Source organism: Luteimonas terrae (genome assembly GCF_031457535.1).
In the GTDB taxonomy this organism is placed as follows: Bacteria; Pseudomonadota; Gammaproteobacteria; order Xanthomonadales; family Xanthomonadaceae; genus Luteimonas; species Luteimonas terrae_A.
Genome location: NZ_JAVDWO010000003.1, coordinates 320,385 through 330,125, shown reverse-complemented (window position 1 = coordinate 330,125; position 9,741 = coordinate 320,385). Strand labels below are relative to the sequence as shown.

Here is a 9,741-nt window from a genome sequence, read left to right as displayed (position 1 = left end):
CGTCGTTGGCTTTCAAATGCTTGAAGTCACTGGATGACCCGCCGTACGGCGGTTGAAGGCCCCGCCTGACCGGACATGCGTCCGTTGAAAGCCGCCGGGATGACTGCAGCTATTCAGACCTTCCCTAAAGGTGCCGGGTGCACGCGGCGTCGCAATCACGGTCTACGCGCCGAGCAACGCCGAGGCGACGAGTTGCGTCACCACGAGCGTGAGGATGCCCAGTACCACCCAGAAGCGCAGCTTCTTCGCGCGGGGTTTTCTGTGCTGGTAGACCAGTCCGAAGACCAGCGCCATCAGCGGGACGACCGCGATGATGGCCCATGCCGGATCGATCGAGTTCAAGACGTTCACGAGGTCCATCTCCTGGTGGGAGGTGTCGTCGAGTGCGGGATGCGGATTCGACGCGCAGCCAGTAAAGCAGACGGAATCGTGAAAACCATGCCAATCGCAGCGCGAGGGATTTGCCGGTAGAGCGTTGCGATCGACGCGTGCGATGTTCGGCGGTGACGACCTCGACGCCGCGGGCGCCACAGTGATCGCATCGCGCGGCTGACGCGGTGCGCATGCGTCACGGATGGGGGCCTGCCGTGGCGCGCGTTCGGCCTGTGCGCGCATCGGCGCACGGTGCACATGCCTTCGTCGTCCGGATGCGCGAGGCATCCGGACGCGAGGATCAGGCCGGGCGATCCACCAGCAGCACGAAAGCGCCCAGCTGCGTGCCCATGCCGATCGCCAGGCTGCGTGTGGGATCGGCGGCGAGTGTGGCAGCCGGCACCGTCGCGTCGGGCGGCAGTGCGCGGTAGACGGCGTCGTCATCCGTCATCACGTCGCGGACGAGATAGCCCATCAGCACGTTGACCATCTCGCCCAGGGCGTCGAGCGCCAGGGCGTCGTCGCATTCCTCCGGCGTGATGCCGAGCAGGGCGCAGGCCAGCGCGCGGGCGGCGGCCATGTCGGCGGCGAGGGCGATGCCGAAGGGATGATCGCCCTGCACCTGCACGTGGGCGACGTGTGGCCAGGCGTCGAGGTCGTCCGGCGTCAGTACTTCGGCGGGCAGACACTGGCTGGCGAGCATGCGCGGGAACAGCCGTGCACACAGGTCGATCGCGCTGTTGGCGAGCCCACCCAGCGGATGGCTTTCGATCACGCTCTCGAGTGCGTGCTTTGCCTTTTCCTGGTCGGCGCGATGCAGGGCGATCTCCGACTGCAGGCGCGCGGCATCGATGGCGCCCTGTTCCAGCAGCACCTGACCGAGCATCCGGCGCCCGGTCTTCTGCGCTTCGAGCAGTGCATCGAGGCGGTCCTGATCCAGTGCGCCCATTTCCAGCGCGATATCGCCGAAGCGGCGGTCTTCCACGCGCTGGCGCTGCTGGATGCGTCGCGCCTGTGCTTCGTCGAGCCAGCCTTTGCGCACGGCCAGTTCGCCCAGGAGCGGGTTGGACGCGCGCTGCGCTTCGATCGCCGCCAACAGCTGCGGCGCGGTGATGACGCCACGTTCCAGCAGGAACTGGCCAAGGAATTTCGCTGCCATCGTGTGCCCTTTATGCAAAGAATTGGGACGGGTCGCCGCTCAGGCGAGCACCTGGTGGAGCACGCGCTCCATCGCCTCGGGGTCGATGGGCTTCTGCAGGTAGGAACGCGCGCCCAGGCGCAGACACTGCTCGATGTCGCTCTGTGCGCCGAGCGAACTGAGGATGACCACGCGGGCCTGCGGATCCACTTCGAGGATGCGGGCCAGTGCTTCGCGTCCGTCGCTTTGCGGCATCACCAGGTCCAGCAGCACCAGGTCCGGGCGCAGCGCCTGGTACTGGCTGACCGCCTCCAGGCCGTTTCCGGCCTCGCCGACCACGTCGAACCCGGCGGCGTCCAGTTGCCCGGCCGCCAGCATGCGCAAGGCGCGCGAGTCGTCGCACAACAATACGGTGGGTCGTGCGGTCATCAGGGTCTCCTGGTTGAGGTGTGGTGGGCCGCGGGCCTTGTGGCGATAGCGGCTGGAGCGCGCGATTCTTGAGAACAATCTTGTGTGCGCTGCGGCGGCGGGGAGCGCGACATCTGGCCGAAGGCGCGCACGTCGAAGACCGCGAGGCTGGCGCGCGTTGACCTTGGCGGGCAATGCGCTGGGCGGAGAACGAAGCCCGCTCACTTTTCCAGCGTTTGTTCCCGCGCGCTGACGCGTGTCTGCGCGAGGACGGGATCAGAGCGCAGTCTCTGGACTCCCGGCTCCGGGTGAGGGTTCCCGTGTTTCTTTCTGGGCGGTCACCGCATGCGGCGGAGCGCGCAAGCGGCCGGGCCGGTTACAGACCTGACGCGACGGTCTGCGCCGCCCGCGCGTCAACGTAGGGAATGCCGGCCTGATGAAAGGAAATTCCGCTGCGCTTGTGGCGCTATGTGTGCTTGCCTTCGCATGCGTGTCACGAAGGTAAACGTTGCCTTCGAGATTCAGGACGTTCCGTCACGCCGACCACGCACTGCACCCTCGACACTCTGCGCCACACCCCAGACGCTGGAGCTTCAAGATGACTTCCAATATCACCCGTATTCCGCTCGCCATTGCGATGTCTTCCGTGTTGGCGTTCGCCGTCGGTTGTTCGAACGACCGCGCCGCAGACGATGCCGCCATGGCACCGGCGAGTGATCCGGCCATGCAGACGCCGCCGCCGGCCGCCACTCCGGCCGACACCACGCCCGCGACGCCCGCGACCGGCATGAATGACGGCATGAACGATGGTCCGGACTCCGAGCAGCCGGGCACCGATACCTGGATCACCACCAAGGTGAAGTCCTCGCTGCTGGCCGACTCCGATGTGGCCGGTCTCGATATCAACGTCGAAACCGTCAATGGCGTCGTGACGCTGACGGGCCAGGTGGAGCAGCAGACCCAGATCGCCGAAGCCACCCGCATTGCGCGCGAGATCGAAGGCGTGACCAATGTCGTGACCACCGGTCTGACCACCGCGGCCGCCAACTGAGTCCGGTTGCTCCGGATCGGGCCATTCGCCCGGTCCGTAGCGCAGAACGCGTTTAAGTTCTTCCAGACAGATGCCGCGCACCCTCGGGTGTGCGGCATTTTGTTGAACGGGAGCGGGTGGTCGAATCGGTGCCGGTTGCGGCCGTCGATCCAGGCGTCGCATGTCGGTAGAAGCGTGCCGACGCAAGGTATCGGGTTCATGCCCAAACCCGCGCGTATGCGCGACGAGGCACGCGCTGGACAGGGCGGCCCATAGTTCCAATACGCTTCACGCCGATTGTGTCGGCGCAGACAATCCGGTCGCGCCAGGCAATGACTGCATCGAATGCAGCGGTCAGACCACTTTCCGGTTCGGTCGGCCCCGCTTACATTGGGGCACGGCGTCCGCACGGCGTCGGAAATGGAGGACCGGATCTTGGACGACGCCGTTTTGCAGGTGCACCAGCGCGACGCCATGGCGGCATTCACCCATGTGCGCATCATCCTGGGCATGGTGCTGGGCCTCGCGGTCTCGCGTTTGCTGGTGGGCGTATCGCGTTTCATCCAGCATCCGGACAAGTTCCGCATCTATCCCGCGCATCTGATCTGGGTGGCTTTTTTGCTGGCGGCGATCGTGCGGTTCTGGTGGTTCGAGTTCCATCTGCGGAACCTGCCTTACTGGACATTCGTCACGTATCTGTTCGTGGTGTTCTACGCCAGCCTGTATTTCCTGCTGAGCGCGCTGCTGTTCCCCGATTCGATGGAGGAGTACGCCGGTTACGGGGATTACTTCCGGTCGAGGCGTGTGTGGTTCTTCGGCATCCTGATGCTGCTGTTCTCGGTCGACATTCTCGATACCTGGCTCAAGGGCGTCGACTATCTGGCGAGCCTCGGCGTGGAGTACTTCGCGCATTGCTTCGCAATCCTGGCGTTGTCGGTCGCCGGCATGGTCGCGCGACGCGACCGCCAGCAATGGGTCATCGCACTCGCCGCATTGCTGGTGCTGGTGGTCTTCACCCTGCGGCATTTCGTGGTGCTTGGCTGAGCGCGGGCTGCGGGTCGGGACATTGCGCGAACGGACTGGTGCACGGCGCTTGCCAAGGTGGCGGCTGCAGGCACGTCGTTCCGGATTGCACGTGCCGGGGTAGCGGTGGTGATCGAGCGCGCAGCCGTACACTCCGGGTCGATGGCGCCACATCGGCGCTGACGGGAGAAAGGGATGTCCAGTGGAATGGGTGAAGGGCTGGCCGCGCTTGGTGTGGTGTGGATGCTGTTCGTGTTGGTGCTCGGCATCCTGTGGATCCTGGTGCCATTCGCAATCTTCGGCATCAAGCCCCTGTTGCGTGACCTGATCCGCGAGCAGAAAACCACCCAGGCGCTGCTCACGACGATCTCCCAGCAGGTCTATCCGATCTCGGTCGAAGTCGCGAAGCCGCGCCCGTCGCATGTCGAGGCGATGTCGCACGTGTGATCGCCGCCAAGGGGGCGGATTCTTTTCTCGCGATATCGACCGTCCAAGGCGAACGCTCCCGCAGGTTTTTCTGAGTCGATAGAAGGCGATCGAGTGCTGCTCACGCGCTGCCCGGCGTGCGAGCATGCGCAACGGAATCGGGGGAGCAGGATGCTCGGCTGGCTGTTCGGCAAAAAAGCGGAGACGACGCAAGCGCCGCCCGAAACGCGCGACTCGGCCCTGTGTCTGCCCGTGCAGATGCATTGGCGCGCGGACATGCCTTTGCCTGTGCCGGACTGGCATGCGATGGGCGCCGGACTGCCCGCGGATGCCGACGACGCGCAGCTGCACAGCTATTACGATACGGCGGCCGCGCATTGGCTGGACGTACTGGCTGATGCATTGCCGGCCGACTACCGGCAGACGGGGACGACGGATTTCCTGTTGCTGTCGGCGCAATCTGCGCGTCAGGCCGCGCTCGTGCTGCGCAGTTGCGCGCAGGCACTGCGGGCGATCAAGGAAAGCCTGGGGCCGCTCGCCTGCGACAGCGGGTTCGGCCGCCACATCGTGCTGGTGTTCGCCAGCCGGGATGACTACGAGGCCTATCTCTCGCAATACCAGGCCGCCGGCGAGGATGCGCCCATGTCCAGCGGCGTCTTCATCAACGCCGGCTATGGACACTTCGCAAGCTGGCACGACGGGCTGGATGCACTGGAAGCCGTCGTCGTCCACGAGCTGACCCATGCGCTGCTGTCGCACCTGCCGATGCCGGACTGGCTGCACGAGGGCTTTGCGGTGAACGTGGAGCGCACCTTGCTCCCGAGGCTCGCCGATCCGCGGCTGGCGCTGTACCGGCCTGACGAAATGGCCGCACGCCACGCGGACTGGTGGACTGAGGCGACGATCCAGGCGTTCTGGTCGGGCGCCGCGTTCCACTGTGCGGGCGAAGGCGTCGAACTGGCCTACGAACTTGCGCGCGAGATCACGGTGCTCGCCGCACGCCAGGACGAACCCGCGTTCCGCGCTTTCGCGGCGGCCGCCGACAGGGAGGACGCTGGCAGTGCTGCGGCGATCGGGACGCTGGGATATCCGCTGGAACATCTGGTTCAAGCCGTGCTGGGCGCGGGCGACTGGGCGCCGAAGCCCGAGCTGTGGACGACTACCCGCCCGACGTGACCTGTCCGCGCAGGCCATGGAAGCGGATACGACGCGTTTGCGCGATCAGAAGGCACCCGGCGTGGATGCTTCGTGGGCTGCATCGAATGTCCGCGGCGCTGTTGCGCATCGCAGACGGCAGTGGACGCGTGGCGACAGGCGGCGTCCGGCTCAGCCACCGGCGGCCGGAGGCAGCCCCGGCATCTGCGGAATCTTGGCCTCTTCGGCCGCCACGCGTTCGGCGGTCCACGACTCGCGCAGGAAGCGATGGATCGCGGCGACTTCCTCTTCCTTCAGATAGGACAGCTGCTCGCGCGCGGTGAAACCCATGGCGCTCTCGGTGGCATACAGATCACGCCCGTCGCGGGTGACGCCGGTTCGCAGCAGCGTTCTGAACTCCGGCAGCGAGTAGGTCTGCGCGATCGCCAGGCTCGGCGCGTTCATGATCTGCTTCGGCAACTGGTGGTGGCAGTGCACGCAGCCCACGACATAGGTCATGCGCTCGCCCGAGGGTGCTGCGACGGGGGCGGCCGGCAGCGCGGCCGACGCGGCGGTTGCGGGCGCCGTCGGGGGCGAGCAGGCGCCCAGGAACAGCGCCGCGCTCACGGCAATGCACAGGGAAAGAGGCCGATCCATCGCGATATCCATCCGGGACTGTTGCCTAATTGACGGACAAAGAGCGCCGGCCCGGACACGCCGTGCGGGAACGCGACCGGGTGCATTGCGGTGTGGTTGCCCGGGCCGCGCGCGCCGCGTTTCGCGCTGAACCGCTGCTGCGCGTCTCCGATCGCCGGGCCTGTGGCGACCCTGCGAGGCGTCGCTCGCGTCGCAGACGGGCGCATAATCGCGCTCCACCTCCCGCCGGCCACGCGCATGATTGACCCGATTCCACTGGAAGACCTGGCGCTTCTCGACGTGCTGCAGCAGATCAGCCAGGCGAGCGAGGCGATGCAGGTGGAAACCGAAATGATGCGTCGGCTCGAGGAGAGCGCGCTGATCGAGGATCACGAAGATGGTGTTCGCCTGACCCACGCGGGCGTCGCAATGTGCAAGTCGCTGCAGCACCGGGTTGCGGCCGACAAGCTGGCCAACGAGATCATCGACAAGCGCGAGAACACTGACGACAGCACCCGCCCCCTGCCGGGCGAGCGTGCGCCGGTCGAGCCGCCGACGATCCCGTGAGGCGTTGCGCGCGGTGAGTCGGGCGCTTCGGCGTCGAGGGTTCACGCACGGCGCTCTGACGTACTTCCGCCGGGGCTATCGGTCCCGGCTGGCGCGCTCGGTCTGCGTACCGTTCTCGTAAACCACAAGCGCAGCGGGCGCTGACGCCGCAGCGGGTTCGAATTCGAAGCGCAGATCCCGTTCCTTCGCGAAGAAGCGGGTCGCCGATTCCGGATACAGCACTACGAAGAAGTCGCCGGCGGTCAGCTTGAGGTGCGCACCTTCGGCGACCACCGACATCTCGCCGATGCGCGCCGAGCGATAACGCCCGACGTATGCGGCGAGCGTCGATGCTGGCAACTCGATCGCAGCCGGCGGCGTGTAGGGCGCCGGCCCGTGCGCGTAACTCAACACGCGATGCATTCGCCAGCGACCGTCCTGGAAGTGCCAGAGGTTGGTGAATTCCGCTTGACCGTCCAGGCGCTCCGGCGCATCGCCCCTGCGCATGTGGAAGCGATGGCGCCCGGACAGGATCGCGTAGCCGTCCGCCAGCGGATGAAACGCCAGGCTCCCGTCGATGATTTCGCGCCGCAGCCGCATGTCGGACGTTGCGCAGGGGCCATTGCGCAATGAGTCGACGACACCTTCGCGCGTGGTCGTGCGTCCCGTTCTGTCGTGATAGAACTCCACGTCTTCGGTGAGCAGTGCACCGATGGCAGTCATGTCGCAGGCGTTGTACGCCCGCCAGAACGCGGCATCGGCGGCGCGTACCTCGCGTTCGGCATCCGGCGTCTGTGCGGTTGCCACCGTGTTCGCAATCAGCAAGACACATGTCGCGGCGTAGCGGGCGACGGCCATCGAATGGACCTGCTTGCGAAGTGGCACCCAACGTAGCGGCGCCGGGCGCGCGGCGCGTCAGCCGGAAGACACCCTGCCGGATGGCGTGACGGACGTGCGTGCGCCTGGTGCGCGCTCGCGGATTGCGGAACGCATGGCTGTCTGTCCGCTGCGACGTGGGAATGCCGTTATCCAGCAGACGCGCTCATGATCCAGCGCGCGGGACCACACCGATGTTCATTCCGAAATGGTTGTTGGCGATCGGCTTCGTTGCATTCGTCGCACTCGCGACGTGGACGTGGCTGCTGGCGAGCGGTCGCAATCCATTGCCGTTTCCTGACGGCGGCTCGCGGATCTTCGCGGCCGCCTCTCCGGAAGCCAAGGCGGCGATCGTCGAAGTGCTGGCCCGCAACGGGCTGCAGGCGCGTTTTCGCGTCGATACCGGCGGCGTGCTGCGATCGATCCTGTTCGACGGCACGATCATCAACTGGTCCGCGCCCGGTGTTACGCGCAGGCTGCGGGGCGCGACATCGGCGATTGGTCTTGTCGCCGACGACCCCTTGGCGCAGGCCGAAGATGCGGCCGCCATCTTGCGATCGCATGGCTTCAGCGCCGACGTGGTGCAGGACGTGGAGCCGGGTATGCCGGTGGTGTTCGTGCTGACCGATGCGATGCCCGGCACGGTGCTCAATTTCCGTCGGCACGTGATCCACATGCCCCGGCCGGCGAAACCGCCAGCGCGCTGAACCCGACTGTTCAACAAGACGTTGCGATCAGGGCGTCGGGATGTCCCGCATTTCGATGCCGTCGATGCTGTCGGCGAGGGCCACGATTTCGTCTGCGGTCATGCCAGCCACCCGATCTTTGATCCGCCCAATCGACATCGTCTGCAGTTCGGGGCGCTGCACGATTTCATAGGCGCTTTGCACGCCTTCCAAATTGATTTTGGCCATCGCCATCGCGAGGTCGCGCTTACTGCGATCATCGGCGTGATCCATCATCTTTTGGAAGCTGGCGTGCGCAGTGGCTTCGGATGTCGCGTCCAGCCGGATCGCATCATTTGCGCTCAGCGGAAGGAAACTGCCGGCAACCAGCGCCATTGCGATCACGCCTGCCGCTGTCCAGTGTTTGCGCATTGCGGACTCCTGACTCCATTCGGCCCAGAAGCATACCGAAGGGCCTGCAGGCAGCACGCTGTGATGCGTCACATCTCCGCGTCGATCGTCTCGTCCAACCGGTCCGACGCCACCATGTAGCCACTGGCTTCGATCGCGTCGCGCACTTCGAACAGGGCGACGCCCAGGGCGTCGAGATCGGCCGCGTCCGCCATGCCGACGATCTGGATGCAGCGGTCGTTGAACCACGTCCAGAACTGCCGATAGGTCTTGCCCTGCCAGTGTTCGTGGCGAATGGCCTGATAGAGCTCGCCGACGGCGATGGTCAGATCGTCGCGCATCAGAATTCCGCCTGGCCGGGCAGCAGTCCGCGCAGTTCGGCATCGGTGAGGTTGCGCCACTGGCCGGGCTTGAGATGCGCCAGCTTGACCGGGCCGATGCGCACGCGGATCAGCTGCTTCACGCGCAGCTTGAAGTGCGCGGCCATCAGGCGGATCTGCCGGTTGAGGCCCTGGACCAGGATGATGCGGAAGCCGAACTTGCCCAGCGGGCTGGTGCGGCAGGGCAGGGTGGTCTGGCCGTGGATCGGCACGCCGCGCGACATGCCGCGCAGGATGTCCTGGCTGACCGCATGGTTCACGGTGACCAGGTATTCCTTCTCCAGCTTGTTCTCGGCGCGCAGGATCGCGTTGACGATGTCGCCGTTGCTGGTCAGCAGGATCAGGCCTTCGGAATCCTTGTCGAGGCGCCCGATCGGAAAGATCCGCTCGCGATGATCGACGAAGTCGACGATGTTGCCCTTGACCGACGCTTCGGTGGTGCAGGTGATGCCCACCGGCTTGTGCAGCGCGATATAGACGTGGCGACGCTTGCCGGGCGCTGCGCTGCGCGTCTGCAGCGCCTGGCCATCGACCATGACGATGTCGCCGTCGCCGACTTCGGAACCCACGCGCCCGCGGATGCCGTTGACCGTGACCCGGCCTTCGCCGATGAGGCGGTCGGCTTCGCGCCGCGAGCAGAAGCCGGTATCGCTGATGTGCTTGTTGAGGCGCATGGCCGCGTGCGGTGTCGGTGAT

General features: G+C 66.0%; 14 protein-coding genes. 6 read left to right on the top strand and 8 right to left on the bottom strand.

What is annotated here, in order from left to right; translation table 11 throughout:
• Window positions 1-162: 162 nt before the first annotated feature.
• The 3 genes from J2W68_RS05555 to J2W68_RS05545 are packed head-to-tail and all read right to left on the bottom strand — an operon-like array spanning window position 163 to window position 1,939.
• Entirely contained in the window at window positions 163-615 is a 453-nt protein-coding gene (locus tag J2W68_RS05555; protein WP_310233438.1) for a hypothetical protein, read from the bottom strand.
• 58 nt (window positions 616-673) lie between these two features.
• Complete coding sequence (locus J2W68_RS05550; protein WP_310233437.1) at window positions 674-1,531, bottom strand: chemotaxis protein CheX; 858 nt, start codon at window positions 1,529-1,531, stop codon at window positions 674-676.
• Window positions 1,532-1,570: 39 nt separating this feature from the next.
• Window positions 1,571-1,939, bottom strand: coding sequence for a response regulator (locus J2W68_RS05545; protein WP_310233435.1), 369 nt, complete (start codon window positions 1,937-1,939; stop codon window positions 1,571-1,573).
• 577 nt (window positions 1,940-2,516) lie between these two features.
• On the opposite strand from J2W68_RS05545, the gene J2W68_RS05540 reads away from it, so the two are divergent.
• The 4 genes from J2W68_RS05540 to J2W68_RS05525 all read left to right on the top strand — a co-directional run bounded on the left by J2W68_RS05540 (window position 2,517) and on the right by J2W68_RS05525 (window position 5,573).
• Entirely contained in the window at window positions 2,517-2,969 is a 453-nt protein-coding gene (locus J2W68_RS05540; protein ID WP_310233432.1) for a BON domain-containing protein, read from the top strand.
• 414 nt (window positions 2,970-3,383) lie between these two features.
• On the top strand, window positions 3,384-3,992 hold the full coding sequence (locus J2W68_RS05535; protein WP_310233430.1) for a hypothetical protein: 609 nt from the start codon (window positions 3,384-3,386) through the stop codon (window positions 3,990-3,992).
• Window positions 3,993-4,166: 174 nt separating this feature from the next.
• Window positions 4,167-4,418, top strand: a complete 252-nt coding sequence (locus J2W68_RS05530) for a hypothetical protein (protein WP_310233428.1) — start codon at window positions 4,167-4,169, stop codon at window positions 4,416-4,418.
• 255 nt (window positions 4,419-4,673) lie between these two features.
• Complete coding sequence (locus J2W68_RS05525; protein WP_310233427.1) at window positions 4,674-5,573, top strand: hypothetical protein; 900 nt, start codon at window positions 4,674-4,676, stop codon at window positions 5,571-5,573.
• A gap of 150 nt (window positions 5,574-5,723) precedes the next feature.
• Here J2W68_RS05525 and J2W68_RS05520 read toward each other — a convergent pair whose 3' ends face one another.
• Window positions 5,724-6,188, bottom strand: a complete 465-nt coding sequence (locus J2W68_RS05520) for a hypothetical protein (protein ID WP_310233425.1) — start codon at window positions 6,186-6,188, stop codon at window positions 5,724-5,726.
• 237 nt (window positions 6,189-6,425) lie between these two features.
• Here J2W68_RS05520 and J2W68_RS05515 point away from each other — a divergent pair, with 237 nt between their 5' ends.
• Window positions 6,426-6,734 carry a hypothetical protein gene (locus J2W68_RS05515; protein ID WP_310233424.1) on the top strand — a complete coding sequence of 103 codons (309 nt, stop codon included), beginning with the start codon at window positions 6,426-6,428 and terminating at the stop codon, window positions 6,732-6,734.
• A gap of 75 nt (window positions 6,735-6,809) precedes the next feature.
• On the opposite strand, the gene J2W68_RS05510 is transcribed toward J2W68_RS05515, so the two are convergent.
• Window positions 6,810-7,571 (bottom strand): DUF4440 domain-containing protein, encoded by a 762-nt coding sequence (locus J2W68_RS05510; protein ID WP_310233423.1) that lies wholly within the window; start codon window positions 7,569-7,571, stop codon window positions 6,810-6,812.
• Window positions 7,572-7,669: 98 nt separating this feature from the next.
• Between J2W68_RS05510 and J2W68_RS05505 the strand changes: the two genes are divergently transcribed.
• The gene (locus tag J2W68_RS05505; protein ID WP_310233422.1) at window positions 7,670-8,296 is read left to right on the top strand and encodes a hypothetical protein; all 627 of its coding nucleotides are present in this window, start codon (window positions 7,670-7,672) and stop codon (window positions 8,294-8,296) included.
• 27 nt (window positions 8,297-8,323) lie between these two features.
• Here J2W68_RS05505 and J2W68_RS05500 read toward each other — a convergent pair whose 3' ends face one another.
• The 3 genes from J2W68_RS05500 to J2W68_RS05490 all read right to left on the bottom strand — a co-directional run bounded on the left by J2W68_RS05500 (window position 8,324) and on the right by J2W68_RS05490 (window position 9,719).
• Complete coding sequence (locus tag J2W68_RS05500; RefSeq protein WP_310233421.1) at window positions 8,324-8,686, bottom strand: hypothetical protein; 363 nt, start codon at window positions 8,684-8,686, stop codon at window positions 8,324-8,326.
• A gap of 68 nt (window positions 8,687-8,754) precedes the next feature.
• Window positions 8,755-9,006, bottom strand: a complete 252-nt coding sequence (locus tag J2W68_RS05495) for a hypothetical protein (protein WP_310233420.1) — start codon at window positions 9,004-9,006, stop codon at window positions 8,755-8,757.
• Window positions 9,006-9,719: a pseudouridine synthase gene (locus J2W68_RS05490; protein WP_310155121.1), complete on the bottom strand. Its 714-nt coding sequence runs from the start codon at window positions 9,717-9,719 to the stop codon at window positions 9,006-9,008. The genes J2W68_RS05495 and J2W68_RS05490 overlap by 1 nt, the downstream gene beginning before the upstream one ends.
• Window positions 9,720-9,741: the final 22 nt, after the last annotated feature.

Excerpts from the sequence above, each read along its gene's own strand:
- J2W68_RS05555 (WP_310233438.1), bottom strand. The coding sequence starts at position 615 with ATGCGCGCACAGGCCGAACGCGCGCCACGGCAGGCCCCCATCCGTGAC.
- J2W68_RS05550 (WP_310233437.1), bottom strand. The coding sequence starts at position 1,531 with ATGGCAGCGAAATTCCTTGGCCAGTTCCTGCTGGAACGTGGCGTCATC.
- J2W68_RS05545 (WP_310233435.1), bottom strand. The coding sequence starts at position 1,939 with ATGACCGCACGACCCACCGTATTGTTGTGCGACGACTCGCGCGCCTTG.
- J2W68_RS05540 (WP_310233432.1), top strand. The coding sequence starts at position 2,517 with ATGACTTCCAATATCACCCGTATTCCGCTCGCCATTGCGATGTCTTCC.
- J2W68_RS05530 (WP_310233428.1), top strand. The coding sequence starts at position 4,167 with ATGTCCAGTGGAATGGGTGAAGGGCTGGCCGCGCTTGGTGTGGTGTGG.
- J2W68_RS05525 (WP_310233427.1), top strand. The coding sequence starts at position 4,674 with ATGCCTTTGCCTGTGCCGGACTGGCATGCGATGGGCGCCGGACTGCCC.
- J2W68_RS05520 (WP_310233425.1), bottom strand. The coding sequence starts at position 6,188 with ATGGATCGGCCTCTTTCCCTGTGCATTGCCGTGAGCGCGGCGCTGTTC.
- J2W68_RS05515 (WP_310233424.1), top strand. The coding sequence starts at position 6,426 with ATGATTGACCCGATTCCACTGGAAGACCTGGCGCTTCTCGACGTGCTG.
- J2W68_RS05510 (WP_310233423.1), bottom strand. The coding sequence starts at position 7,571 with ATGGCCGTCGCCCGCTACGCCGCGACATGTGTCTTGCTGATTGCGAAC.
- J2W68_RS05500 (WP_310233421.1), bottom strand. The coding sequence starts at position 8,686 with ATGCGCAAACACTGGACAGCGGCAGGCGTGATCGCAATGGCGCTGGTT.
- J2W68_RS05495 (WP_310233420.1), bottom strand. The coding sequence starts at position 9,006 with ATGCGCGACGATCTGACCATCGCCGTCGGCGAGCTCTATCAGGCCATT.
- J2W68_RS05490 (WP_310155121.1), bottom strand. The coding sequence starts at position 9,719 with ATGCGCCTCAACAAGCACATCAGCGATACCGGCTTCTGCTCGCGGCGC.